At 62.2% G+C, this 26,396-nt stretch carries 22 protein-coding genes and 1 pseudogene; 5 read left to right on the top strand and 18 right to left on the bottom strand.

Going from position 1 to position 26,396, the window contains the following annotated elements; genetic code table 11:
* Positions 1-10: 10 nt before the first annotated feature.
* Together BHMPCIPO_RS08640 and BHMPCIPO_RS08635 are read right to left on the bottom strand one after the other, a co-directional pair.
* The gene (locus tag BHMPCIPO_RS08640) at positions 11-3,238 is read right to left on the bottom strand and encodes a c-type cytochrome (protein WP_173516363.1); all 3,228 of its coding nucleotides are present in this window, start codon (positions 3,236-3,238) and stop codon (positions 11-13) included.
* 44 nt (positions 3,239-3,282) lie between these two features.
* Positions 3,283-4,542: a ferredoxin reductase family protein gene (locus tag BHMPCIPO_RS08635; RefSeq protein ID WP_173516362.1), complete on the bottom strand. Its 1,260-nt coding sequence runs from the start codon at positions 4,540-4,542 to the stop codon at positions 3,283-3,285.
* 272 nt (positions 4,543-4,814) lie between these two features.
* On the opposite strand from BHMPCIPO_RS08635, the gene BHMPCIPO_RS08630 reads away from it, so the two are divergent.
* On the top strand, positions 4,815-5,432 hold the full coding sequence (locus BHMPCIPO_RS08630) for a GntR family transcriptional regulator (RefSeq protein WP_173516361.1): 618 nt from the start codon (positions 4,815-4,817) through the stop codon (positions 5,430-5,432).
* A 131-nt stretch (positions 5,433-5,563) separates the two neighbouring features.
* Here BHMPCIPO_RS08630 and BHMPCIPO_RS08625 read toward each other — a convergent pair.
* The 6 genes and pseudogenes from BHMPCIPO_RS08625 to cysG form a co-directional block, all read right to left on the bottom strand.
* Positions 5,564-5,673, bottom strand: a pseudogene (locus BHMPCIPO_RS08625) (acetyl-CoA hydrolase/transferase C-terminal domain-containing protein); the annotation flags it as partial.
* Between the two features lie 94 nt (positions 5,674-5,767).
* Positions 5,768-6,580: a ferredoxin--NADP reductase gene (locus tag BHMPCIPO_RS08620; protein WP_173516359.1), complete on the bottom strand. Its 813-nt coding sequence runs from the start codon at positions 6,578-6,580 to the stop codon at positions 5,768-5,770.
* Between the two features lie 200 nt (positions 6,581-6,780).
* Entirely contained in the window at positions 6,781-7,281 is a 501-nt protein-coding gene (locus BHMPCIPO_RS08615; RefSeq protein ID WP_173516358.1) for a DUF934 domain-containing protein, read from the bottom strand.
* 16 nt (positions 7,282-7,297) lie between these two features.
* Complete coding sequence (locus BHMPCIPO_RS08610) at positions 7,298-8,968, bottom strand: nitrite/sulfite reductase (protein ID WP_173516357.1); 1,671 nt, start codon at positions 8,966-8,968, stop codon at positions 7,298-7,300.
* A gap of 14 nt (positions 8,969-8,982) precedes the next feature.
* Positions 8,983-9,297, bottom strand: a complete 315-nt coding sequence (locus BHMPCIPO_RS08605) for a DUF2849 domain-containing protein (RefSeq protein ID WP_173516356.1) — start codon at positions 9,295-9,297, stop codon at positions 8,983-8,985.
* Positions 9,298-9,307: 10 nt separating this feature from the next.
* Complete coding sequence (gene cysG, locus BHMPCIPO_RS08600; protein ID WP_173516355.1) at positions 9,308-10,768, bottom strand: siroheme synthase CysG; 1,461 nt, start codon at positions 10,766-10,768, stop codon at positions 9,308-9,310.
* Positions 10,769-10,999: 231 nt separating this feature from the next.
* Here cysG and BHMPCIPO_RS08595 point away from each other — a divergent pair, with 231 nt between their 5' ends.
* Both BHMPCIPO_RS08595 and mazG read left to right on the top strand, forming a co-directional pair.
* Positions 11,000-11,587: a deaminase gene (locus BHMPCIPO_RS08595; protein ID WP_173516354.1), complete on the top strand. Its 588-nt coding sequence runs from the start codon at positions 11,000-11,002 to the stop codon at positions 11,585-11,587.
* 5 nt (positions 11,588-11,592) lie between these two features.
* Positions 11,593-12,426 carry a nucleoside triphosphate pyrophosphohydrolase gene (gene mazG / locus BHMPCIPO_RS08590; protein ID WP_173516353.1) on the top strand — a complete coding sequence of 278 codons (834 nt, stop codon included), beginning with the start codon at positions 11,593-11,595 and terminating at the stop codon, positions 12,424-12,426.
* 92 nt (positions 12,427-12,518) lie between these two features.
* Here the strand turns inward: mazG and hflX are convergent, their stop codons facing one another.
* From hflX to dusB, 9 genes are all read right to left on the bottom strand, one after another.
* Positions 12,519-13,844 (bottom strand): GTPase HflX, encoded by a 1,326-nt coding sequence (gene hflX, locus BHMPCIPO_RS08585; RefSeq protein ID WP_210266428.1) that lies wholly within the window; start codon positions 13,842-13,844, stop codon positions 12,519-12,521.
* 78 nt (positions 13,845-13,922) lie between these two features.
* Positions 13,923-14,165 carry an RNA chaperone Hfq gene (gene hfq, locus BHMPCIPO_RS08580; RefSeq protein WP_003535434.1) on the bottom strand — a complete coding sequence of 81 codons (243 nt, stop codon included), beginning with the start codon at positions 14,163-14,165 and terminating at the stop codon, positions 13,923-13,925.
* A gap of 109 nt (positions 14,166-14,274) precedes the next feature.
* Positions 14,275-15,138, bottom strand: a complete 864-nt coding sequence (locus BHMPCIPO_RS08575; RefSeq protein ID WP_173516352.1) for a D-amino-acid transaminase — start codon at positions 15,136-15,138, stop codon at positions 14,275-14,277.
* Positions 15,139-15,149: 11 nt separating this feature from the next.
* Complete coding sequence (gene trkA / locus BHMPCIPO_RS08570) at positions 15,150-16,526, bottom strand: Trk system potassium transporter TrkA (RefSeq protein ID WP_173516351.1); 1,377 nt, start codon at positions 16,524-16,526, stop codon at positions 15,150-15,152.
* Between the two features lie 91 nt (positions 16,527-16,617).
* On the bottom strand, positions 16,618-17,982 hold the full coding sequence (ntrX, locus tag BHMPCIPO_RS08565; RefSeq protein WP_173516350.1) for a two-component system response regulator NtrX: 1,365 nt from the start codon (positions 17,980-17,982) through the stop codon (positions 16,618-16,620).
* The gene (locus BHMPCIPO_RS08560) at positions 17,972-20,242 is read right to left on the bottom strand and encodes a sensor histidine kinase NtrY-like (protein WP_173516349.1); all 2,271 of its coding nucleotides are present in this window, start codon (positions 20,240-20,242) and stop codon (positions 17,972-17,974) included. Before BHMPCIPO_RS08560 ends, ntrX begins: the two co-directional genes overlap by 11 nt.
* Positions 20,243-20,464: 222 nt before the next feature.
* The gene (ntrC, locus tag BHMPCIPO_RS08555; RefSeq protein WP_173516348.1) at positions 20,465-21,919 is read right to left on the bottom strand and encodes a nitrogen regulation protein NR(I); all 1,455 of its coding nucleotides are present in this window, start codon (positions 21,917-21,919) and stop codon (positions 20,465-20,467) included.
* Positions 21,916-23,067, bottom strand: a complete 1,152-nt coding sequence (locus BHMPCIPO_RS08550; protein WP_173516347.1) for a two-component system sensor histidine kinase NtrB — start codon at positions 23,065-23,067, stop codon at positions 21,916-21,918. Before BHMPCIPO_RS08550 ends, ntrC begins: the two co-directional genes overlap by 4 nt.
* Complete coding sequence (gene dusB, locus BHMPCIPO_RS08545) at positions 23,064-24,107, bottom strand: tRNA dihydrouridine synthase DusB (RefSeq protein ID WP_173516346.1); 1,044 nt, start codon at positions 24,105-24,107, stop codon at positions 23,064-23,066. The genes BHMPCIPO_RS08550 and dusB overlap by 4 nt, the downstream gene beginning before the upstream one ends.
* Before the next feature lie 148 nt (positions 24,108-24,255).
* Between dusB and BHMPCIPO_RS08540 the strand changes: the two genes are divergently transcribed.
* Complete coding sequence (locus tag BHMPCIPO_RS08540) at positions 24,256-25,461, top strand: bifunctional 2-C-methyl-D-erythritol 4-phosphate cytidylyltransferase/2-C-methyl-D-erythritol 2,4-cyclodiphosphate synthase (RefSeq protein WP_376741649.1); 1,206 nt, start codon at positions 24,256-24,258, stop codon at positions 25,459-25,461.
* The gene (locus BHMPCIPO_RS08535) at positions 25,461-25,958 is read left to right on the top strand and encodes a CinA family protein (protein WP_173518120.1); all 498 of its coding nucleotides are present in this window, start codon (positions 25,461-25,463) and stop codon (positions 25,956-25,958) included. Before BHMPCIPO_RS08540 ends, BHMPCIPO_RS08535 begins: the two co-directional genes overlap by 1 nt.
* On the opposite strand, the gene BHMPCIPO_RS08530 is transcribed toward BHMPCIPO_RS08535, so the two are convergent.
* A complete protein-coding gene (locus BHMPCIPO_RS08530) occupies positions 25,946-26,395 on the bottom strand; it encodes a type II toxin-antitoxin system RatA family toxin (RefSeq protein WP_173516344.1) in 450 nt (149 codons plus the stop codon). The two genes, BHMPCIPO_RS08535 and BHMPCIPO_RS08530, sit on opposite strands and share 13 nt — an antisense overlap.
* Position 26,396 lies beyond the last annotated feature (1 nt).

The following is a 26,396-nucleotide window of genomic DNA, read 5'->3' as shown; positions in this document are numbered from 1 at the left end:
AATTCGCGCGTCACTCCCTGATCTCGAACGTCACCATCTGAACGCTGCTGGCCCCGCCATCGCCCTGGGCCTGCTTGGCCAGATTGATCGCCAGCCCCCTCGTCGGCGGCAACCGCGACTTCGCCACGTAGTCGCGCGCCTTCTCCACAGTGAGTCTCTGATCGCCAAGCCCACCGACGCGACAGAAAGCCAACATCGACTCGGATGGTGCCGGCGTGTCGAAGGTCAGCGTGCCTGTCCCCGGCTGCGGGATCAGGCGCCGTTCGCCCGGCTGCAGCGTCGTGTTGCCAATCATCACATCCGGGATGACCTCGACATTGCCGTTCTCCTCGACATAAAGGATCTGCAACTCGCAGGCCTGATTGGCGCTGAGCTCGAAAGAAAGCTGATCGCCGACCTTCGCCGTCGTCGACTTCACGTTCAGTGCGAGCGCCAGCCTGTCGCCAGCTTCCGCTTTCTCCTTGCGATAATCGGGCACCGCGACCGCGATCGATTGTGGCTTCGCGTCCGACGACTGATCGGCACCGGCAACGACGATTGCCGCCGTGTCCAGGGGACGGCGCTGGAGCAATGGTTCCAGCAGCAAGGCATATTGCTGTTCGACCTCGTTGCGCGGGATCGTTCCGCCGGCTTCCAGGGTCGTCACCCAGTCGAGCCCCAGGCGCAGGACATCGGTGTTCGTCACGCGCTTGATGGCATTGGAGAATTGCTTCGGCGTCATGTCGAATTCTGCCGCCAAGCCGTCAAAGTCGAGTTCGTCTTCGTATTTGTCCGCGAAGTAGGTGATGATCTCTGCGTCGCCCGGCGCATGCCTGCTCTGGAGACCGCCATCGGGCGTCGGCTCGGTCACTCCAAGCGCCTTGAGGGCGGCGACGAAGCGCTCGCGATCCTTGCGATAGGCCTCGTCCAGTTCCTCCTGCTTCACATACATGGCGAGCAGCACGTCCTGCTGATCCTTGCTGAAAAGCGTCGATGTCTCGATATGCTCACGCAACTGATCGCGCTTCGACAGAATACCGTCGGCATGGCAATCGACGCAGGAACGCGCATTGACGATCTCGACGCTCTTGCCGATCGGCCGCTTGCGGAACGACACGATCGTCGTCGGTCCGACATCAAGCTGTTTGCCCGCCGCGGTCGATAAGTAGTACCCCTGCAAGCCGTTCGGGAGCGAGAAGATCATCTCGCCCCCATCATGCTCGAAGGGCACCAGACCCGCATCGAGCGGAGCGAGTTCCGTCGGCCCATGCGGGAACCGCTTCAGCACCTGCTTGCCGACGTCGCCGCCGAAATCATAGGATTTCCAGTAATAGCCGCCGAAGGGCATGTCGTGCCGCTCCAGCATGCGGTTATGGTCGGATACGCCGGAAGAGCCGTCGGCGAAGCCGGCACGCAGGACGTCGCGCCGGCGGATGTTGCCGGCGACGTCGATCTTGAAGCGCGCCTCGAGCTCACCAATCTGGGTCGGCAGCCTCATCAGCCGATTGTAGATCTCCGGCCGGGCGCCATTGCTCATGAACCAGTCGATCCGCATGATCGGCAGTTGCGTGGCCGTTTCTCTGGAAAGTGCCGCCAGCGACGGATCGCTCTGCGGATCGATGCCGTAGAAATAACGTTTGATCAGGAAGTCATAGTCCGCGGCCTCCCATTGCAGCTCGCGCAGATCGACGCGCACCAGCAGCCCGTTGGTGCCGTCGACCTCCGTCGGCAGGACCAGTTTCGGCCCATAGGAGAGCGAATTGAGCAGTTTCTTGAAGCCGCCCGCGAGCACGTCCATGCGCTTCATGAAGGTCTGGTCGTCCTCGCAGCCCATCATGCCGTTGTATTGGTCGCGATAAGAGAAATAGCGCATGAACGGACGATCGCGCTCGCTGACAGTCCCTATGTCCTTCAGCGCCGCCTCGACGAACTGCCCGTAGGTCAACATCGGGCGCGAGCGTTCGGGCTTGGTCGCTGCGGTTTGCGGTAGGCTTTTCTCGCTCAGCGCGTTGATCCAGTCCTCCAGCACCTTGATCTCTTCAGCCGAGGGCCGTTTGCCGAGCGGCATGCGGCCGCTGACGACCGTGGAATAGAGACGCGACTTCGATGCGTCGCCCGGTACCACGAAATTGGCATCGGCGGCGATCGAAGCGAGATCGCCGGCGGGGTAGCTCCCCTGCGAACTTTCGCCCGGTCCGTGACAATTGCGGCAATACTTGCCGATGAAGGCATCCGCCTGCTGTGCCAGCACCGCATGGTCGCCGCCGAGCGCTTCCGCTGCCGTGCTTTCCTTGCAGACGGCGGTCACAGACTGCGCCACCGGCGCCGGCGCCTTCACTTCGCGGTCGGAAAGAAAGGCGTAGATCGCCCGCCGGTCGTCCTCCGTCAAAACTTTCAGCCCCTTGGCGATGCGCCGCATGACGGGATCGCTGACTGGCGCACCTGAGAGTTTCTTTCCTTCGTCGATGAGACCCTTGGTGAAGACCTCGGGCGAAGCAAGGCCCGCCACCTTCGCCTTGCTGATGTCTGGCGCAACCGCCCCCGTCAGGTCCTTTTCACCCTGGTAGGCACGTTCGAGATCGAAGCCATAGGTGGTGGTGCGCGGCGTATGGCAATCGCCGCAAGCGCCGACATTCTCGACGAGGTAACGACCGCGCTCGGCTTGCGTCTCTTCCCGCGGTTGATAGCCCGGCACCGTGAAGTGGCTGCGCTTCCAGAGCGTGATCGTCGTCTGGCGACTGAAGGGGAAGGCGATCTCGTGTTCCTTGGAGGTGGCGTCCGACTGCGGCAGCGTCTCGATATAGGCCTTGATGTCGAGCGCATCCTCCGGCTTCATCCCGCCATAGGACGTGTAGGGCATGACCGGGTAGAGGTTGTTTCCCTCCCGATCGAGGCCGACCAGCACCGCGTTCAGGAACTGTGCGTTTGTCCACCCGCCGATACCGTTGGCGTGCGGAGAAATGTTCGGCGCATAGAAGGTGCCGATCGCAGTGTTCATCTCCATGCCGCCGGAAAGCAGTTCCGTATTGTCGCCGGATCCGTGACAGGCGCCGCAGCCTGCTGCGTTGAACATGTACTGGCCGTTTTCCACATTCGCCTTGTAGGTCGAAAACGCGTCATCGGCGAAGGCATCGCGTGCTTCTGCAAGGGCGGGGCAAAACGAGATGGCAAGCAATGCCGCCGCCGACAATGCCAATGCCCCCGAGCCGGGGCCGGCTCTTCGCGAGACGCTCCCCAGCCTTCTCCGCAGACCGCGCATGAAACCCTCTCCTCATTCAAAAAGTCACTCGTGAAATCTGCTGCTTATCGAAACTGAAACCGCTCGAACTCGATTCGCCTTGGCTTCTTGCCGAGTTCGTTCAAGCCCTTGACGATTGCTTCTCTCAGCGGCGGCGGACCGCAAAACCACAGGTCGGCCTCCGACGGATCGATCACGCTTCCGGTTGCCAGCTTGGCCGCGTCCAGGCGTCCATCCGCAGAGGAATCATGCAGGACGAAACTGAAGTTTCCGAGCGTCCGCGCCTGCGCCTCGAAGGTTTCCAGGCCGATCGCCTCGCGTCGGTCGCGAACGCAATAGACCATGTGGATCTGCTGCCCTTCGTCGCCCTTGAGGTGCCGCGCCATCGCCAGGAACGGCGTAACGCCGATGCCGCCGGCAAGCCAGATCTGCTTCTTGCCGCCACGACGATGATTGAAGCGGCCGTAGCCGCCTTCGAGCTTCAGCCGATCACCGGCCGCGATATTGTCACGGAGCGCTTGCGTATAGTCCCCGAGCGGCTTGATCGCGAAGCGGACGATGCCGTTAGCCTCAATGCCGGCGATCGTAAACGGGTGCGGCTCCCGAAGGCCCGGCTTCATCACGCGCAGAAACCCGAATTGCCCCGGCCTCGCGCGGAGGCGACGCCCGAGTGGCCGCGCTGCGATCACGGTCGCGCCGTTCTCCCTGGCCACGTCAAAAACCTCGTAGCCGCGCGTTCTGAGCCAGGGCAGAAGCTGGGTATAGGCGTAGCTCAGAATGCCGAGCGCGGCAAAAACGTTCAGGTAGACCGCGAGCATCGCAGTGCCGTCGTAAGGACGTTTGATGAACATCTGGTGGAAAGCGACGAGAACGAAGAGCAGACCGATCAGGCGGTGCGTGTATCGCCAGAGGTGGTAGGGAATCTCTATCTTTATCCTCGGGATGACCTTGACGATGCTGAGGACCAGCAGGACGACGAACCCATAGAAGGCATACTTCCCGGCCGAAGCGGCTAGGTGGTTCAGGCCGCTCGTCAGTGCCAGCCCCTTGAAATCGGGCTTTAGAAAATAATGGACGAGGATCAGGATCAGCACGGAGATGCCGATCCTGCGGTGGAAGTGATAAACGCGGTCGAGACCGCCGAACAAGGCTTCGACGAACGGCGGGCGCGCGGCCATGAATTGAGCGATCGCCATGCCGACGAAAGCGGCAGACGAGGCCATCAGGGAGAATGTCGTCAATGCGTTGGTGTGGCTGACCGCGGGCACGGCCAACAGCCCCGCAATCACCATCAGCGACCAGACCAGAAACGCGCCCACTTGCATCCTGCGCCCCTCAACGCCGACGTCAGATGGTTGTTGCCAAGGAGAAGACTGACAAGCCCCTTACCATTCGTCAACATCATTCCCGCTGGAAACGGCTGATGAGCTTCCTTTATTCATGCCTTTGAAATTCGTGATTTTTGAGCGCTTGCTCATTTACCTTTCTCAAGGTTCGCATCAGCTTGAAAGGCGATACCGGGTTGCGACGATCGCCTTGCTTGCCTCCTTGTGAGAAATTGTGCAAGCTCCTGATATATCAGAAGCAAAGGAACGGCATGTCACTGCAATCCCAAGCGCACCTAGCCTATCTTGCGCTCGAGCGGCTCATCGTGACACTCAAGCTCGAGCCCGGCGCCCTGGTCACCGAGAAACGGTTGATCGAGCTCGCGGGGCTTGGCCGAACGCCGGTTCGCGAGGCGATCCAGAAGCTCGCCTGGCAGGGCCTGATGGATGTGCGACCGCGTGTCGGCCTGCAGATCACCACGATCCGTCCCGACGACCAGGTCCATGTCATGCAGGCCCGGCAGAAGTTGGAGCCGCTTGCGGCAGCTCTGGTCGCGACACACGCGAGCGCCGATGACCGGCGCGCGATGAAAGCCTGCGGCGTGGAGATGGCCGCCTGTCTCGACGCAGGCGACTTGGAGGGTTTCCTCGTCGCCGACAAGGTCTTTGACGAACTGATGGAGGAGGCCTGTCCCAACCGCTTCCTGACTGCGGCGCTGGCACCTTTGCAGACCCATGCGCGCCGCATTTGGTTTGCGTCGTCCTCTCCGGAAAAGATGGCTGGATCGGTTCGCCGCCACATCACCGTGATCGATGCGATCGAAAGGGGTGACGCTCCAACTGCGTCTGCGGCGATGACGGAATTGATGAACTATCTATCAGACGCCTGAGGACCGGTCGCACAAGTGCGAGGAAATCACCGCAACCATTTGCTTTGACAATGATTTCTTCACTCTCATACCGTCAAGCCACGCATCACGCCATTAGGATATGAGGCGTCTGGCCACCACGGGTCGCGGCCGCGCTCGCGCGGCGCGAGGCCGCACAGGTCGGCTGCCGGTGCTCGGTCACCAGAATATCGACATCGTGCTCCGTATGCCCCACATGCGAGACCATCGAAACCTCCGGCGAATGGCTCCGCCCTTAGCGACGAATGCCCACCACAAACAACGAAAGGCGCCCTGGGGACGCCTTTCGTTAAATCGAAGATTGCCTGGAACCGGGATCAGCCGACGAAGGCCCGCTCGATCACGAATTCGGCCGGCTTGTTGTTGGCGCCCTCGGTCAGCCCGGCTGCCTCGAGGATTTCCTTGGTGTCCTTCAGCATCGCCGTCGAACCGCAGATCATGCCGCGGTCGACAGCCGGATCGAGCGGCGGCAGGCCGAGATCGGAGAAGAACTTGCCGTTGACCATCAGGTCGGTGACACGGCCCTTGAACGGATAGTCCTCGCGGGTCACCGTCGCATAGTGGCGCAGCTTGTCGCCGACGATCTCGTTCAGGAACTCGTGATTGCGGATTTCCTCGACGAGATCAAAGCCGTACTTCAGTTCGGCGACGTCGCGGCAGGTATGGGTGAGGATCACTTCCTCGAACTTTTCATAGGTCTCCGGATCGCGGATCAGGCTCGCGAAGGGTGCAATGCCGGTTCCGGTCGAGAACATGTAGAGACGGCGGCCGGGAACCAGCGCATCAAGCACCAGCGTGCCAGTCGGCTTCTTGCGCATCAGCACCTTGTCGCCGGGCTTGATCGCCTGGAGATGCGAGGTCAGCGGGCCATCCGGCACCTTGATCGAGAAGAACTCGAGCTCTTCGTCCCAGGCGGGGCTGGCGATCGAATAGGCGCGATAGATCGGCTTGTCGCCAACCATCAGGCCGATCATCGCGAATTCACCCGAGCGGAAACGGAATTCCGCAGGGCGGGTCATGCGGAAGCGGAAGAGCCGATCCGTATAATGCTCAACGCTCGTCACCGTCTCGACGTAAACGCCTGCCGGTGCCTGGATCGCGAAATCTTCCGTTTTTGCCGGAGCATTCATCTGGCTAAAGTCCTGTAATGATGACCCTGTTTATCAACAATGACCGGATATTCCAAGCCATGCGCGATGGGAAGGAATTCCCTTCCAAATATAGTCGCTTTCGCGGGATTTTCAGCGTGCTTCACACTGTCGCGGCCAATCCGACCCAACTCTTGCGCCAAGCCAGACGGAAACCGCATCACATTTTTCTAGGCATTGCTTCATGAAACACGCCGCCAGCTATAGGATTTTGCGTCGGTCGAGGGCTTTGCCGTCGGCTGGTAGTGAACGGCGATTCCAGGCAGGCGCCCTTCCGAAAGGCGCTTGAGAGCCGTCGCATTGCTGACTGCGAAGCTATCGACACCGCAGCGCAGCATAAGCGGGATCTGGTCGATCAGCACGTCACCGATCGCCCTCACCTCGCCGCCAAAGCCGAGCCGCGAGCGCAACAGCGACGCGTGGCTGAAGGCGCGACCGTCGTTGAAGGCCGGGAACGCCACCGCCACGAGAGCGACGCGATCGAGATGGGGCGCCAGCTTCGTCACGTCATCCGCCGGCGCGATGATCACGCCGAGGCCGGTTTCGTCGCTCGTTTCGACCTTGGCGAGGAACGCATCGAGGCCAATAATCGCCTTCTCGTTCGAGCCCGCCTTCGTTTCCTCCGTCTCGATGATCCAGGGATCGTCGCCTACGAAGCCGGTTTCCTTCCAAATTTTCGTCATATCCGTTCCTTGCGCCTCAGGCAGCTTCCTGCGCACTGCCATAGAGCGCGTCCTTGAAGGGTTGCGGGCCGACGCGGCGATAGGCTTCGAGGAAGGTCTCGTCCTTGTCGCGGCGAAGTCCCAGATAGGTGTCGACGATCGTCTCGACGGCATCGGTCACCTTCTCCGGCTCGAAGCCGCGGCCGATGATCTCGCCGATCGAGGTGTTCTCGTCGCCGGAGCCGCCGAGCGTGATCTGATAGAGTTCCGCACCCTTCTTCTCGACACCAAGCAGGCCGATATGGCCGACATGGTGATGACCGCAAGCGTTGATGCAGCCGGAGATCTTGATCTTCAGCTCACCGATCTCGGCCTGGCGCTCGGGCGAGCCGAAGCGGTTCGAAATCTCCTGGGCCACCGGAATGGAGCGTGCATTGGCAAGCGCGCAGTAATCCAGCCCCGGACAGGCAATGATATCCGTGATCAGGCCGGCATTGGCGGTCGCAAGGCCGGCGGCAACGAGCGCACGGTAAACCGGCTCGAGATCGGCCAGCGCCACATGCGGCAGGATGAGGTTCTGCTCGTGGCTGACGCGAATTTCGTCGAAGGCATATTCCTCGGCGATATCAGCAACGGCATCCATCTGCGCGTCGGTGGCGTCACCCGGAATGCCGCCGATCGGCTTCAGCGAGATCGTCACCATGCCGTAATCCGGATGCTTGTGCGGCTGCACGTTCTGCTGCACCCAGCGGGCAAAGTCCGCATCGGTCTTCTTCCAGCGTGCGAGGCTCTCCCAGCCTTCGGCGCGGTTGCCGAGCGCCGGCGGCATGAAATAGGTGGCGATCGCCTGGATGTCCGTCTCAGGCAGCTTCAGTTCCGTGTCCTTGAGCGCAGCAAATTCGACCTCGACCTGGCCTGCCAGTTCTTCGGCGCCGGTCTCGTGCACGAGGATCTTGATGCGGGCCTTGTACTTGTTGTCGCGGCGGCCGTGGAGGTTGTACACGCGCATGATCGCCGTCGTGTAGGACAGCAGGTCCTCTTCCGGCAGGAAGTCGCGGATCTTCTTGGCGATCATCGGGGTGCGGCCCTGGCCACCGCCGACATAGACGGCAAAGCCGATGCGGCCGTTCTCGTCCTTCTTAAGGTGCAGGCCGATATCGTGGACCTGGATCGCGGCGCGGTCACGCTCGGCGCCGGTGACGGCGATCTTGAACTTGCGCGGGAGGAACGAGAACTCCGGGTGAACGCTCGACCATTGTCTCAGGATCTCGGCATAAGGCCTTGGATCAGCGACCTCATCGGCCGCCGCCCCGGCGAAGTGATCGGCCGTGACATTGCGAATGCAGTTGCCCGAAGTCTGGAGCGCGTGCATCTCGACCGTCGCCAGTTCCTGCAGGATATCCGGTGTATCGGAAAGGCGCGGCCAGTTGTACTGGATGTTCTGGCGGGTGGTGAAGTGGCCATAGCCGCGGTCATATTTGCGCGCGATATGGGCGAGCATGCGCATCTGACGGCTCGACAACGTGCCATAGGGAATGGCGACGCGCAGCATATAGGCATGCAGCTGCAAATAGACGCCGTTCATCAGGCGCAGCGGCTTGAAGGCATCTTCGGCGAGCTCGCCGCTCAGGCGGCGCCCGACCTGATCGCGGAACTGTTCGACGCGGGAGGAAACGAAAGCGTGGTCGAATTCATCGTAACGGTACATCGGGTATCGGTTCCTCAGGCAGCGTGTTTCGGGCCGGCCAGACCGTTGTAGCCGGCAGCATAGGGGATGGACGGGCCTTCGGCGCGGATGCGTTCACGCATGCGCAGCGGCCGAAGCGTGCCGTTGATCTCTTCGACGTCGACGACATTGACGTCGACGACCTTGTTATCCTCGAACGCCTGCTTGCCCGTGGCTTCGAGTGCCGTCACGGCCTCGGCATGGCGGGCAACAAAGGCATCCTGAAGCGATTCGGCCCAGTTGCCGGCGGCATCCAGCCAGACGGAAATGCCGTCCGAAAGCCGATTTGCCGTCAAAACCTTGCTCACCATCGTCTCTTCCTCAGCTCAAAATCTGTTCGTTGCGCCCGGAGGCGACTTCAGCGGTCTTCTTGGCACCGCGTGATTTGCCGACGACGAGCGGTTCGGACCGCCCGAAGTTGGCGCCGGCAACGGCCTCGCCAATGATGACCATGACCGGACCTGAAAGCTCGCTCCGGTTTTCGAGATCCGGAAGATCCTTCAGCGTGCCATGCAGCAAGCGACGATCCGCGCGGCTGGCGTTCTCGATGACGGCGACGGTCGTTTCCGCCGGAAGGCCCGCCTGCATCAGACGGCCAGCGACGGACGCGGCGACAGTCCGGCCCATATAGACCGCGATCGTGGCACCGGAAACGGCAAGCCGTGCCCAATCGGGCAGAACTTCGCCGGTCAGATCGTGACCGGTGGTGAAGACCAGCGAAGAGGCAACGCCGCGCAGCGTCAGCGGCAATTCGAAATCAGCGGCGGCAGCAAAGGCCGACGTAATCCCCGGGACGATCTCATAGCTGATACCGGCTTCGCGCAGTGCTGCCATTTCTTCGCCAGCGCGGCCGTAGACCAAGGGATCACCGGACTTCAGGCGAACGACTCGCTTGCCTTCGGCCGCGAGCGCCACGAGCAACTGGTTGATCTCGTCCTGAGACTTCGTGTGGCAGCCCTTGCGCTTGCCGACGGACAGGCGCTCGGCGTCGCGGCGGCCCATATCGACGATCGCCTGCGGCACCAGCGCGTCATAGACGATCGCATCGGCCTCCATCATCACGCGCTGAGCGCGAAGCGTCAGCAGGTCTTCAGCGCCCGGACCGGCACCAACGAGCCAGACATGGCCAGCCGCCTTCTCGGGCGCATCGAGCAGACGCGACGCCTCGCGGCGGGCAGCCGCCAGATCGCCGCCGGCGACCCTGTCGGCGACCGGACCCTGGAAGAACCGGCGCCAGAAGAGGCGGCGCGCCACACCACGCGGCACCAGGCGGTCGACAGCCTCGCGATAGCTCGCGGCGAGCGATGCAACGACACCGAGGGAAGGCGAAAGGAGCTGATCGATCTGGGCGCGGATCATCTGGGCCAGCACCGGCCCTGCCCCTTCGGTGCCGATGGCGACTGCGACCGGGGCACGATTGACGAGCGCCGGCGTGAAGAAGTCGCAAAAGTCGGGCTGGTCGACTGCATTGGCCGGGATCTTGCGTTCACGCGCGGCGACAACGATGCGCCGGTCATCGGCGGCATTGCCGGTCGCGGCAAAAACGAGGATGGCGCCGTCGAGCTGCTCGGGAGCGAAGGCGGCCGCCACGCGTTCGATCGCGCGATCACGAAGGTACTGCGCGAACTCTGTTTCCGGCTCATCGGCGTAGACGACGATCGAGGCTTCCGTGTTCAGCAACAGCCGCACCTTGGCAAAGGCCTCGTCGCCATTGCCGAACACCGCCACGCGCTTCTGCGCGACGCGAAAGAATGCGGGGAATACGGCGAGCTGCTGCGTCATGGTCTGGCAGAGGTTTCCTTCTACAGGCTGCGCCGAATATCCCGCATGGAACACGACAATTGAAGGAACAGAAATTTCAATGCCTTTCCGGTCCCGTATTGTTTTGCTCGGTGGTGCACCATTTTGAGCAAATATCTCCAGTCCCCTTAAGCCGCCGACCCTTCCGCGGCCATTGCGCCGCGGGGGCAACCTCCGTTAAATGCGGTCACTGACCTGCCGGAGATGCAAGACATGACCCAATCGGACCTCGCCGAACGGCTTTTGACCGTCATCGAGCAGAATATCCTGCCGCTCACCGAAAAGGGTGTGGCCGCAGGCAACAAGGTGTTTGGCGCTGCGATCCTGCGCAAATCCGACCTGTCGCTGGTGCTGGCGGAAACCAATAACGAGACGGAAAACCCGCTCTGGCATGGTGAGGTCCACACGCTGAAGCGTTTCTACGAGATGGCGGAGAAGCCCGATACGCGCGATCTCATTTTCCTGTCGACACACGAGCCCTGCTCCATGTGCCTTTCGGCCATCACCTGGGCCGGTTTCGACAATTTCTATTACTTCTTCAGCCACGAAGATTCGCGCGACAGTTTCGCGATCCCGCATGATCTGAAGATCCTGAAGGAAGTCTTCCGCCTGGAGCCGGGTGGCTACGCCAAGGACAACGCCTTCTGGCATTCGGCCTCGATCGCGGACCTTGCGAAGGGCGCCGATACTGAGACCCGTGCGCGGCTTGCCGCCCAGGATGCCCGCATCCGCGCCCGCTACCAGAGCCTTTCCGATAGCTACCAGTCGGGCAAGGATCAGAACGCCATTCCGCTGAACTGAGATCCATGGAACCTTCACGCGACATCCAACGCCTGCTCGACATCATGGCGGCGCTTCGCCAACCCGAGACCGGCTGCCCCTGGGACATCGTTCAGACCTTCGAGACGATCAAGCCCTATACGATCGAGGAAGCCTATGAGGTCGCCGACGCCATCGAGCGCGGCGACATGCACGACCTTTGCGACGAACTCGGCGATCTTCTTCTGCAGGTGGTGTTCCACGCCCGCATGGCGGAGGAAGCGGGTGACTTCGCCTTCGGCGACGTCGTCGAGGCAGTAACGCGCAAGATGATCCGCCGGCATCCGCATGTCTTTGCCCGTTCCGACGCCGATACGCCCGAGGCGGTCAAGTTGCAATGGGACCAGATCAAGCAGGCAGAGAAGGCAGAACGGCAGGCGAGACGCACCAAGCACGGCCTCGCCCCGGATGCCGCTAAGAGCCACCTCGGTTCGGTCCAGCGCTCGTTTCCGGCGCTTGTCGAAGCCCTGAAACTGCAGGAGCGCGCGGCAAAGGTCGGCTTCGACTGGTCGGAACCTGAACCGATCCTCGACAAGATCGAGGAGGAGATCGGCGAACTGCGCCAGGCGCTGCGCGAAAAGGATCGCGCCAAGGTCAGCGACGAACTGGGCGACCTGATCTTCGCAGTGGTCAATATCGGCCGCCACGTCGGGACTGACCCCGAAATGGCCCTTCGCGGCACCAACACCAAGTTCCGCCGCCGCTTCGCCCATATCGAGCGCGAGCTAGAAGCCGGCGGCGAGACGCTGGATAACGCGACGCTGGAGCGGATGGAAGAGCTTTGGCAGGCGGCCAAGGCGATCGAGCGGCAGCTCGGCTAAGACCGTCGGGACGCATGTTTCCGATGCGTCCCTCGCAGGCAGCCAGCGAACCGATGGCTCGAGCAAAACGTTTGGGCTAACCAGTCTTTGGCTTACCAGTCTTCTTCGACGGGCTTCGGCCCGTTTCCGAGACGGCGTTCCAGATCGGACGCCTCGTTTTCGGTCAGCCGGAGATCGAGGCTCACGCGCCCGTCTTCCAGATCCTCGCGGCCGTCGACGATGGCGTGCTGATAGATCCAGGGCAGAAGCTGCAACTGGTCGATGCCGAGAACGACGGTGCATTCCGTCAGAACGCCCGACAGGCGTCGGCCGATTTCGGCGAGCAGCTCGTCAACGCCCTCACCGGTAATCGCCGAGACGGCAACCGTATTTTCCGAGGTCGCTGCCTTGCCGCGCAACGCTTCGCGCGATTCGACATCCAGCCGGTCGATCTTGTTCCAGACCTCGATCAGCCGTTCGGACGCTTCCTTCTCGTCGATGCCGAGATCGGCGAGAATGCGGAGCACATCGCTTGCCTGCGCCTGGTTGTCCGGGTCGGAGAGATCACGCACGTGCAAGATCAGATCCGCCTCCAGCACCTCTTCGAGCGTCGCGCGGAAGGCAGCGACGAGGTGCGTCGGCAGGTCGGAAATGAAACCGACGGTGTCGGAGAGGATCACCATGCGGCCATGCGGCAGCTTCAGACGCCGAAGCGTCGGATCGAGCGTCGCAAACAGCATGTCCTCGGCGAGTACGCCCGCCCCGGTCATGCGGTTGAAAAGCGTGGACTTGCCGGCGTTGGTATAGCCGACGAGGGCGACGATCGGATGCGGCACCTTCTTGCGCTTGGAACGGTGCAGCTGCCGGGTCCGGCGGACCTGTTCCAGTTCGCGCTCGAGCTTGACGATGCGGTCCTGCAGCAAGCGCCGGTCCGCTTCGATCTGGGTTTCACCCGGGCCACCCATGAAGCCGCCGCCACCGCGCTGACGCTCAAGGTGGGTCCAGCTTCGGACCAAGCGGCCTTTCTGGTAGTTGAGATGCGCAAGATCGACCTGCAGCGTGCCTTCCTTGGTGGAAGCGCGGCGCCCGAAAATCTCGAGGATGAGGCCCGTTCGGTCGATGACCTTGGCGTTCCATTCCTTCTCGAGATTGCGCTGCTGCACCGGCGTCAAGGGATGATCGACGATAACGAGACCGGCATCCTGTTCGACGAGGATGTGGCCGATCTCCTCGATCTTGCCGGTGCCGAGCAGGGTGCCAGGCTTCGGCTGCGCCACCGGAACGATGGCGCCATGCACGACATCGAGGTCGATCGCCAGCGCCAGCCCGGTCGCCTCGTCGAGGCGGCTTTCATCCGAGCGTGTGGTCGTGGCCGAGAGTATCTCTGCGGACTGTCTTCCGGTCTTTTTCAAGACCGGAACGATGACGACCGCGCGCATGTCGTCGCGGAGCTTCTCGAGCTCCGGAATGATCGACGACGATTTTGAATCCCGCTTGGTAATGTGCCTAACGTCCCGTCAGGATGCGGCTTCTTCATTCTCGAACATCTGCAGCGGCTGGCCGGGCATGATGGTCGAGATCGCGTGCTTGTAGACCAGTTGCGAGTGGCCATCGCGACGCAACAGGACGCAGAAATTATCAAAAGATGTCACGACACCGGTGAGCTTGACACCGTTGATAAGGAAAATTGTCAATGAAATCTTTTGCTTGCGGACCGTGTTGAGAAAGAGATCCTGCAAGTTTTGAGAACGTTCCGCCATCGCGCCGCTTCTTTCTTATTTGCCGGCGTTTCGCGCCGGTGCATTTTTGTCGATATCTGCAATCAGAGGCGCCACAAGTACCTTCCCCGACACCTCTCTAAGTTTGGTATCAAATCAATGTCTTTTCCGCAACGCCGAAAAAGGCTTCACGAATATTCTGTGCTATGCTTCCCGGATGGCCATTGCCGATCGGCCTGCCGTCCACCGAAACGACCGGAAAGCAGATGCTGGTAGCAGCGGTGATGAAGACCTCGCGCGCCGCGAGCATTTCCTCGATCGAGAATGCTCTCTCCTCGACCTTGAGCCCAAGCGGGCCCGCCACGTCCATCAGTGTGGTGCGGGTGATTCCCTTCAGGATTCCGTGCTCGGCCGTGCGTGTGCGCAGCGTTCCGTCGCGATCGACGATCCAGACATTGGTCGCGGCGCCCTCCTTCACCGTGCCATCGGCGTCGACGAAAATCGCCTCCTGCGCACCCTCCTCCTTCGCCTTCTGGCGGGCAAGCACGTTGGGCAGAAGCCCGACGGACTTGATGTCCACCCGGTCCCATCGGTTTTCCGGCACGGTGATGGCCGAGATCCCCTGCGTCGCCTTTTTGGCGATGGCTTCGGCATCGGTGCGCTTCGCCGTCACCACGATCGTCGGTTTGGTCTCCGTGGCCGGAAATACATGGTCGCGGCGCGCCACGCCGCGCGTGACCTGCATATAGAACAGACCATTCCGAACCCGGTTGCGCCGGATCACTTCCCGGATCACATGCACGAGCGCCGCACGGCGCATCGGCCAGGCGATGCGCAATTCACGAAGCGAACGGTCGAGACGATCGAGATGCCGGTTGAGATCGACGATGTAACCATGACGGACCTCGCAGACCTCGTAGACACCGTCTGCAAACTGATAACCGCGGTCCTCGATATGGACTGCGGCGTCGGCATGCGGCACGTAGGCACCGTTGACATAAGCAATTCTCGGCATGGATCTCGGCCTTAAAAATACTGGATGCTGACGCGGAAAAGTTGTTCGACATGCCGCACGGCATCGGCGGCGGCAAAGAGCACCACACGGTCCTTTGCCTTGATCTTTGTATTGCCATCCGGGCGGATGAACGTCTTGTCGCGGTAGAGCGCGCCGATGCGGATGCCATCGGGAAGCTCGAGGTCACGCAAGGCCCTGCCAACCAGCGGCGACGTTTCCAGCGCTTCGGCCTCGATCACCTCGGCCATTCCCTTCTGCACCGCGTAGATGGAGCGGATGCGTCCCTTGCGCACGTGCTGCAGCACGCGGGAGATCGTCACGGCGCGCGGGTTCACATAGGCGTCCACGCCAGCCGTGCCGGCAAAATCCTGATAGGACGGTTCGTTGATCAGCACGAGCGTCGACTTGGCGCCGAGCCGCTTCGCCATCATGCTGCCGAGGATGTTGATCTGGTCATTGTTCGTCAGCGCGACCACGAGATCGGCATCCTGAACGTCAGCCTGCGCCAGGATTCGCTGATCCATCGCGGAACCGTTGAGGACAACGGTGTTGCTCAGCTTATCCGCCATCACCACTGCCCGGTCGCGATCGCTCTCGATCAGCTTCACCCGGGTCCGCGGCTGATGCTCCTCGATGGTCTTGGCAACGAAGTAGCCGACATTGCCGCCGCCGAAGATGATGATGCGCCGCGCTTCCTGCTCCTCATGGCCGAAGAGCGCCAAGGTCCGGCGGGCATGGTCTCGGTCGCAAACGACATAGGCGATATCGCCTGCCTGCAACTGGTCATCAGAGTGCGGTACCATGACCTTACCGTTGCGGAAGATACCGGTCACCGTCGCGAGCAGATCGGGGAACAGTTCGCTCAACTGCTGCAGCGGCGTGCCGACAACCGGGCAATCTTCGAGGCACTCGAAGGCGACCATGGCAATGCGGTCTTCGGCGAAACGCACGATGTCAATTGCACCAGGAAAGGAAATACGCCGCAATACCAGCCGCCCAACCTCGACCTCGGGCGAAATGGTGACGTCGATCGGCACGTTCTCACGGGAGAAGAGGTTCGAATATTCTGGCGCGAGATAGCTTTGCGCCCGAATGCGCGCAAGCTTCGTCGGCACGTTGAAGATTGCATGCGCCACTTCGCAGGCGACGATATTGACCTCGTCGGAAAGGGTGACGGCGATCAGCATGTCGGCCTGGTCGGCACCAGCCCTGGCGAGCACGTCCGGATGCGCACCGTGTCCGACATAGCCACGCACATCAAGGCTTTCGGTGATGTTGGCAATCAACGCTGCCGACGTATCGATCACCGATACGTCGTTGTCTTCCTGTGCCAGCCGCTCGGCGATGCCATATCCGACCTGGCCCGCGCCACAAATGACTACCTTCATGTCGACCTTTCAAGGAGCTACAGCGACCTTTTGCATATAAGTCGCGCGGCGCTGTAGGAGCGCGGGTGCCAGGGCCGTAAGTTGTATCGGCTCAGACGCCCAGCGACTTCAGCTTTCGATGCAGCGCCGACCGTTCCATACCGACGAATTCCGCCGTACGCGAAATATTGCCGCCGAATCGGTTGATCTGCGCGATCAGATAATCACGCTCGAACATTTCGCGAGCCTCGCGCAACGGCAAGGTCATGATGTGCTGGTCGCCCTGGGCCGAGATCTTCGGCAGGGTATCGCCCACTTCCGTCGGCAGCATGTCGGCAGAAATCGGCGTATCCGGACCGTCGCTGCGGGCAAGGATCATCAGCCGCTCGATGTTATTGCGAAGCTGGCGGATGTTGCCGGGCCAGTCATGGGCCTGGAGCACGGCCAGCGCGTCGTCGCCGATCTTGCGCGGACGGATACCCGCCTGTTCGCTGACCTGGCGCATGAACATGTCGACGAGGAACGGAATGTCCTCGCGCCGCTCGGCGAGCGCCGGCACCCGTACCGGAATGACCGCAAGCCGATGGAACAGGTCTTCGCGGAAAAGGCCCTCGGAAATCATGTTTTCGAGATTGTAGGCCGTCGAAGAGATGATCCGTACATCGACCCGGACCCGCTTGGTGCCACCGACGCGTTCGAACTGTTGATCGACCAGCACGCGCAGGATCTTGTTCTGCGTCTCGCGCGGCATCTCGCCGATTTCGTCGAGATAGAGAATCCCGCCATGAGCCTCCTCAAGAGCGCCCGTGCGACGCGGCTGGCCCGGCGTGCCTTCGGTCCCGAAAAGCGCGATCTCCATCCGGTCAGGCGTGATCGCCGCGGCGTTCAACGCCACGAACGGACCGGCGGAGCGTGTCGACTTGCGGTGGATCATCCGCGCGACCAGTTCCTTGCCCGACCCGGACGGCCCCTGGATCATGATGCGGCTGTTGGTCGGCGCGACCTTCTCGATCGTCTGACGAAGCTGCGACACGGCAACCGACGTGCCGATCAGCTCAACGGGATCGCCGGACTTCCTCTTCAGCTCAGAGACTTCGCGCTTGAGCTTCGAGTTTTCCAGCGCCCGCTCGGCAATCAGGATCAGCCGATCGGCCTTGAAGGGCTTCTCGATGAAGTCGTAGGCGCCACGCTTGATGGCGTTGACGGCGGTTTCGATGTTGCCGTGACCGGAAATCATGACGACCGGGAGATCCGGATACCGTCCCTTGATCTCGTCGAGCAGCGCCAGTCCGTCGAGGCGGCTTCCCTGCATCCAGATATCGAGGAAGACCAGACGCGGCACGCGATCGCTGATCGCCGCCAGCGCGCTGTCGCTGTCGAAGGCGGTGCGGGTTTCGTGCCCTTCGTCAGAGAGGATACCCGACACGATCTCACGGATATCTTCCTCATCATCCACAACCAGAATATCAGCGGCCATCGCTCGCACCCTTATCCTTCAAACTGTCTTCGCCCCCGGTCTCTCCGGCAGGCGGCAGGATCACGCGGATCATCGCCCCGACACCGCCGTCGAAATCGGCTGGCGCGTCGTGCAATTCCAATTGTCCGCCATGGTCCTCAATGATCTTCTTGACGATGGCGAGCCCGAGGCCCGTGCCCTTCTCGCGCATCGTCATGTACGGCTCCAGAATCCTGTGCCGGTTCTCTGTCGGCAGGCCCTTGCCGTTGTCGATGATATCGACAACGAAACGACCCGAGGCCAGGTCAGTTCGCGCTCGTGCGACGATCATCGCGTGGCCGCGCACCGCATCAGCCGGCACCGCCTCGATCGATTCGACCGCATTCTTGACGATGTTGCCGAAGGCCTGGCCAAGCATGCGCCCATCGAACAGGCCTTCGAGCGGCTCTTCGCCGAGGTCCCGCACGAAATCGATGTGATTGTTGCCCATCTCGCGTAGGAACATCGCATCCTTTAGGATCGCGCGGAGATCGGCCTTTTCCTTGGTCGGCTTCGGCATGCGCGCGAAAGCCGAGAACTCGTCGACCATGCGGCCGATGTCTTCCACCTGGCGCACGATCGTATCGGTGCACTGGTCGAAGACGGCCTTGTCTTCCTGATTGATCTGCTTGCCGTAGCGGCGCTTCAGGCGCTCGGCGGAGAGCTGGATCGGCGTCAGCGGGTTCTTGATCTCATGCGCGATGCGGCGCGCCACGTCGGCCCAGGCCGTCGATCGCTGCGCGATGACGAGGTCGGTGATGTCGTCGATGGTGATGACGTAGGATTCGTTCGACTCGCCGCCCTCTTCGCGCGTTACCTGAACGTTCAGTGTCCGCTCGGTGCCGCCGCGCATGATGTTGATCTGCTTGCGGTAGTCGTTGCGATGGCGGTTTTCGGCCTCGACCAGGACCTCTTCGATCTCCGGCGCCACCGTGCGCAGATCGGCCCCCAGGAGCTCAGGCGCCGCCTTCTTCAGGAAGTCTTCGGAGGAAGAGTTGGCGATGGTGATCTGCCGGTCGCGGCCGACACCGATCACGGCGGCGGTCACGCCTGAAAGAACGGCCTCGATGAACCGGCGGCGATGGTCGACCTCGTCCTTCGCCTCCAGGATCTGCTCCTGCTGGCTGCGGATTTCCGAGACCATCTTGTTGAAGGTGCGCGACAGGTTGCCAACGTCGCCGTCGACGGCGCGCACGGGCACGACGACATCGAGATTGCCCGAGGCGACGCTATCGGCAGCGCCGATCAATTGGCGAATGGGCCGGACGATCCGGTCGGCGACGGCGATGGCGGTCCAGATCGCCGCCAGGAGAACGATGAGCGCAAAGCCGATGTAGAGGACGCCGAAGGCGATCTGCGTGAAGGTCCGCCCGGCCTCCAGCATCTTGTACTCGGCCGTGTTCTCTTCCATCAGCCGCAGCGAGCGCATCACTTCCGGATCGACGTTGCGAACCGTGTAGAGATAAGTGCCCGGAATATCGTCGAGCGGAATCACGGCGCCGACGAGGTTGGTGACCCCTGGCGGGATCAGCGTCGGCTGGCCGGATACGGAGCTTTTCAGCGCGTCTGGCGGGATGGCCGGCAGCGGACGGTCGGTGGAAATGTTGGCCTGGATGATGGCGCTGCCGTCGGCCCGCACGAGGAAGGCGCCGAGCATGCCGCGGCCCCGTGCCTGGCGGGTCATCAGCTCCGTAAAGCCGGTGCGGTCGAGGCTGTAGAGCTGCCGGTTGCGTTCGAGGTCGTTCGCCATCGACACGGTCTGGCCCTGCAGGTAGCTGGCATTCTCGAGCACATAGGCCTGGGCGACGTTGATCGACGAGCGGACGATCGCCTGGGTTCGCAGCGAAAACCAGCGATCGAGACCGACATCGAGGGTGATGCTGGCAAAAATCGCGACGAGAACCGCCGGCGTGATCGCGACGATCGAAAACAGGGCAACGATGCGGACGTGCAGGCGCGCGGCGGCGCGGCCCTTGCTGCGGGCACGCAGCAGCCGCAGGATTTCGCGGGCGATCAGGTAGATAAGGCCGACGACGAACAGGCTGTTGATGGCAGCGCAGGCGATGACGACATTTCTCTCGAGCCGTATCGGCGTCAATCCGAGAAGCACGAGCAGCGAGACGGTGGCGCAGATCAAGGCGCCGGTCGCCAGCATCAGCCCCGGGAGAGCAAAGGACGCGCGCCGGTCCTGCGCCGCGAGTCCCTCATCTGTGCCCAGCGGCAAGGCCATTGCGTCCACCATAAAAAGCGTTCCCCCAACCGCCGCCTGCCGGCGACGGCATCACTTGCTGGCATTCTCTGGTCAAAGGTTGACCTCACCGCCCAAATGGGCTGCTGCGTTGCGGCCCCAGTCAATCAATTGGGTCAAATCAATTGAACGAGACGGCAACGACGGGCGATTCGGCGGTCGTCACACGTTCAAGCAACGCATTGTGGCGAAAATGCAACGGTGGTCGTGACCAAGTCAAGCGCTGCGTGAGCTGCGATAGACCGAAACGCCGAGTTCGCGGATTTTCTTGCGCAGCGTGTTACGGTTGAGGCCGAGCAAATCGGCCGCCTTGATCTGGTTACCACGGGTTGCGGTGAGCGCCGCCAGGATCAGCGGATACTCCATCTCCGCAAGCACCCGGTCGTAGAGGCCGGCCGGCGGCAAGGCATCGCCGAAACTTGCGAAATACTGGCGCATGTTTTCTTCGACGGCCTGCGAAATGGTGAGCGATCCCGGCCGCGCCGCGGTCTTCTCGATCGGGCTGTCCGGTATCTCGGAACGCAACTCGTTTTCGATGATTTCGCGGGTGATCACATCCTGTGGATAAAGTGCCGTGAGGCGGCGCACCAGGTTTTCCAGCTCGCGCACGTTGCCCGGCCAGGCATGTGCCTTCATCAGTTCCAGCGCTTCGTGGTCGAAGCGCTTGACGTCGAGCCCTTCCTTTTCCGCCTGCTGGACGAAGTGGCGAACGAGATCCGGAATATCCTCTGCGCGGTCCCGCAGCGGCGGCAGACGCAACGGCACGACATTGAGGCGATAATAGAGGTCTTCGCGGAACAGGCCCTGATTGATCGATTGCTTCAGGTCCTTGTTGGTCGCCGCCACGATGCGCACGTCCGAGCGAATCGGCGTGCGGCCGCCAACGGTCGTGTACTCCCCCTGCTGCAGAACGCGCAGCAGACGGGTCTGCGCGTCCATCGGCATGTCGCCGATTTCGTCGAGGAAGAGCGTGCCGCCCTCGGCCTGCTCGAAACGACCGGTCGAGCGCATCTGTGCGCCGGTGAAGGCGCCCTTCTCATGGCCGAAGAGTTCGGATTCGATCAGATCGCGCGGGATCGCCGCCATGTTGATCGCCACGAACGGGCCGTTGCGGCGCTTGCCGTAATCGTGCAGTGCGCGGGCGACGAGTTCCTTGCCGGTACCGGACTCGCCGGTGATCATCAGCGTCAGATCCGTCTGCATCAGGCGCGCCAGCACCCGGTAGATTTCCTGCATTGCCGCCGAACGGCCAACCAGCGGCATGCCGTCCTGGGTGTCGTCGTCGAGCTTCGCCGGGCGACGCTTGGGTTCCGAGAGCGCCCGGCCGATGATGCCGATGAGTTCGGTCAGGTCGAAGGGCTTCGGCAGATAGTCGTAAGCGCCCTTCTCCGAAGCCTTGATCGCCGTCATGAAGGTGTTCTGGGCGCTCATGACCAGCACCGGCAGATCGGGGCGCGCCTTCTTGATGCGTGGCAGCAGATCGAAGGCGTTCTCGTCGGGCATCACGACGTCGGTCACGACGAGATCGCCGTCGCCCGCCGCAATCCAGCGCCACAGCGTCGCCGCATTGGAGGTGATGCGGACATCGTAGCCGGCGCGGCTCAGCGCCTGGTTCAGCACGGTGCGAATGGCTGCGTCGTCATCCGCAACGAGGATCGTGGCACCCGTCATGCAAGGTTTCCTTTTGTCATCGGCATGTCGTCTTCATCCGCTGCCTGGCCCTTGGAGGCTGGCATCAGGACACGGAAAGTGGTGCGGTTCTGCTGGCTGTCGCATTCGACGATGCCGCCATGGGCGCCGATGATCTTGGCGACCAGCGCGAGCCCCAGGCCGGAACCGTTGGTCTTGGTGGTGATAAAGGGATCGAAGAGCAGCGGCAGAAGGTCGGAAGGCACGCCCGGCCCATTGTCGTGCACGCAGAATTCGAGCGGCAGCGAGATCTTCTCGCGCGTTCCGGCAACGGACAGGCGGATGCCCGGCCTGTAGGCTGTCGTCAGCACGATCTCGCCGTCACTGCGGTCGCCGATCGCTTCGGCCGCATTCTTGATCAGGTTCAGGAAAACCTGAACCAGTTGATCGCGGTTGGCGAAGACCGGCGGCAAGGACGGATCGTAGTTCTCCGCGAACTTGATTTGTCGCGCGAAGCCGGCCTTGGCGATCGCTTTCACGTGGTCGAGCACCGAGTGGATGTTCAGCGGCACGCGATCCACGGGGCGCTCGTCGGAAAACACCTCCATGCGATCGACCAGCGAGACGATACGGTCAGTTTCATCGCAGATCAGCCGCGTCAACGCCCTGTCTTCGTCATTGACCGAGGTTTCCAGCAGCTGTGCAGCACCGCGTATGCCGGAAAGCGGATTCTTGATCTCATGCGCCAGCATCGAGGCAAGGCCCGTCACCGAACGGGCAGCGCCGCGATGGGTCAGCTGCCTGTCGATCTTGTCGGCCATTGAGCGCTCCTGGAAGACGACGACGACCGCGCCCGGCTCGGAAAGAACCGGCGCGACATAGAGATCGACGAGCTTGTCGGCGCCGAGACGCGGCGAGCTCAGGTCGACGCGGTATTCATTTACCGGCGCCTTGCGTTCGCGGACCTGCTCGATCAGGGTCAGCAGCGGACTGCCGAAGGGGATGAAGGCGCTGATATTGTGGCGCGCCAAGTGGTTGGCACTGGCGCCGAAAAACGATTCGGCTTCCCAGTTGGCGAAAGCGACCAATCCATTGGCATCGACCAGAATCACCGGGTTCTGAATGGCGTTCAGAACAGCCATCGACAGACCGTTCGCGGCCGCATCGGGAACGCTCGGTTTCTCGGTCATGCGGCAATTCCTTCTGCGACCATCTCGCCGTCAGACTCGGCCGGCGCCGCATCCAGCATCGCCGCACGCGCCCTGTCGCGGACAAATCGGACATCGGTCGACGTCAGGATTGCAGCCTTTTCCGCGCCTGCCATGTCGGGGGCGGCGCGGTCGAGATACCATGCGACATGCTTGCGGGCGTGCCGCAAGCCGACGTCGACGCCATAGAATTCGAGCATCATCTCGTAGTGCTCCGCAAAGGTATCGGCGATCTCCGCCTGCGAGGGGTGCTCGACGACACCGGCAAGAAAGCCGATGTGCCACGGGCGCCCCTGCGACGAGCGCCCGGCCATGACGGCGTCGGCACCCGACCGGCGAAGAATCTCTTCCGCGTCGGCGATCGTCTCCACGTCGCCATTGGCGACCAGCGGAACGGTAACGACGTCGCGAACCGGGCGAATTGCATCCCAATCGGCCCTGCCGTTGTAGAACTGCATGCGCGTGCGGCCGTGCACGGTAATCGCCTTCACGCCCGCCTCTTCGGCGCGTTTCGCAATCAGCGGCGCATTGATGGAGTTTTCGTCCCAGCCGAGCCGCATCTTCAGCGTCACCGGCACGTCGACGGCGTTTACCGTTGCATCGACCAAGGACAACGCGTGGTCGGGATCGCGCATCAGCGCCGAGCCGGAATAACCGCCCGTCACTTTCTTGGCCGGGCAGCCCATGTTGATGTCGATGATATCGGCACCATTGTCAGCGGCGATCCTGGCGGCTTCAGCCATCCAATGCGCTTCCCGACCGGCGAGCTGGACGATGTGCGGCTTGATCCCCGAATTCTTCAGGCGCGCCCAGGATTCCGACGCATTGCAGACCAGCTCGCGGCTCGCAACCATCTCGGTAACGACGAAGCCGGCGCCGAAGCGCCAGGCGAGCCGCCGGAATGGCAGATCGGTGACACCGGACATGGGCGCAAGCGCAACCCGGTTGCGGATTTCGATCGTCCCGATCCGGAGCGGTGATGAAAGAGCCGGAATTGGCAAATGCTTATCTTTCAGGCACATGTTGTTGCTGCACTATTTTTAGACATTGTTCTTGAGCTTGCCAAGCGATTTCGGCGCCTTGCGCAAATTTCCTAGCTTGGCTGGCAAAGCACGATCCTTCGCGGTACATCACGGCGAAGATCGGCGAATGCGGGACCTCATACAGAAGATGCAGCCTCAAGAACAGCTCAAGTGCGGCGTGGTGATCGTTGCAGCCGGGCGCGGCGAACGTGCAGGACAATCCGCCGAAGGTCCGAAGCAGTATCGAACCATCGGCGACCGCCCCGTTATCGCCCATACGCTTGACACTTTCGCGACATGGCCGGGCGCAGGCCCGATCGTCGTCGTCATCCACCCGGACGACGAGGCCTTGTTCGACGCGGCACGCAAACGCTCGGTGGCCGGCGACGTGATCATCGTCCATGGCGGTGCGACGCGGCAGATATCCGTGCTCGCCGGCCTCGAGGCACTCGCCGGGACCGGCGTAGGCCATGTCATGATCCACGATGCGGTTCGCCCCTTTGCCGATCACGCGCTGCTTTCGCGCTGTGCCGCCGCGCTCGGCGGCGAGGTCAAGGCCGTTCTGCCGGCGGTCGCGGTCGCGGACACGCTCAAGCGCGCGGGCAAGGGCAGCGTCGTGCTGGAGACTGTGCCGCGCGACGGACTCTATGGCGCGCAAACACCGCAGACCTTCGATCTTCCGGCCATTCTTGCCGCACACCGGGATGCGGCCAAGAGCGGCCGCACCGATTTCACTGACGATGCTTCGATCGCCGAATGGGCCGGCCTCAAGGTCGTCCTCGTCGAGGGCACGGTCGACAACGTCAAGCTTACGTTGAGAAGGGATATCGCCATGGCCGACGAGAAACTCAAGCGCACCGCCCTGCCCGACGTGCGTACGGGCAACGGTTACGACGTGCACCAGTTGATCGAGGGTGACGGCGTCACGCTCTGCGGCGTCTTCATTCCGCACACGAAAAAGCTCTCCGGCCACTCCGATGCGGACGTGGCGCTGCACGCGCTCACCGACGCGCTGCTCGCCACCTGCGGCGCCGGCGACATCGGCGACCATTTCCCGCCGTCCGATCCACAATGGAAGGGTGCGCCGTCGCGCATTTTCCTGGAACACGCCGCACGCATCGTGCGCGAGCGCGGCGGCGTCATCACCAATGCCGACATCTCGCTCATCGCCGAAGCGCCGAAGGTCGGGCCGCATCGCCTGACGATGCGTCAGAACCTCGCGGAGATGCTGGGGATTTCGCTCGACCGCTGCTCCGTCAAGGCCACGACGAACGAACGCCTCGGCTTCGTCGGCCGCGATGAAGGCATTGCCGCCATCGCCACGGCCACCGTCATCTATGGGAGCCTTTCGTGATGTGGCCCGCCGACATCGAAGTCAAGGCTGGCGAAATCATCGCCGAGCTCACGGCACGCGGCCTCAAGGTCGCGACGGCCGAATCCTGCACGGGCGGCCTGATCGCGGGAGCGCTCACCGAGATTTCCGGTTCGTCTGCCGTCGTCGATCGCGGATTCGTCACCTATTCCAACGAAGCGAAGGTCGCCATGCTCGGTGTCGAGGAGGCGACGCTTGCCGCCCATGGTGCGGTTTCGCGCCAAACGGCAATCGAGATGGTCGAAGGCGCGGTGCGACATTCGGCGGCGGATTTTGCGGTGGCCGTCACCGGCATTGCCGGTCCCAGCGGCGGTTCGGCCGAAAAGCCAGTCGGGCTCGTGCACCTTGCGGCATCCGGGCGAAATGGTGAGATGCTGCATCGAGAGATGCGTTATGGCGACATCGGCCGCAGTGGCATCCGGCTTGCGACCGTCCGCACCGCGCTCGACATGCTCGCGGAAATCGCTCAGATCGCGTAGATTCTGTCGGCGCGTTTTTCGAAGGCGTCGGAGAACATCCGGAAGGCGCGGTCGAACATCGAGCCCATCAAGGCGCCGAGTATGCGGCTCTTGAACTCGTAGTCGATATAGAAATGCACGACCGACTGGCCCTCGCCCGCCGGTTCGAAACGCCAACGGTTGTCGAGATACTTGAACGGCCCGTCGATGTATTTGACGTCGATCGCACGCTCGGCCTTGTTCAACAACACCTGTGTCGTGAAGGTCTCGCGGATCGCCTTGTAGCCGACGGTCATGTCGGCAAGTAGCAGCAGCTTGCCGTCGCGCTCCTTGCGTGAGCGCACCGTCAACGCCTCGCAGAGCGGCAGGAATTCGGGATAGCGCTCGACATCGGCGACGAGATCGAACATCTGGTCGGCGCTATGCTTGACGACGTGGTTGGTTTCGAAATGTGGCATG

The sequence above is a fragment of the Ensifer sesbaniae genome (assembly GCF_013283665.1).
Taxonomy (GTDB): Bacteria; Pseudomonadota; Alphaproteobacteria; order Rhizobiales; family Rhizobiaceae; genus Ensifer; species Ensifer sesbaniae.
The sequence above is the reverse complement of the archived record's forward strand: the minus strand, read 5'-3'. Positions and strand labels throughout refer to the sequence as shown.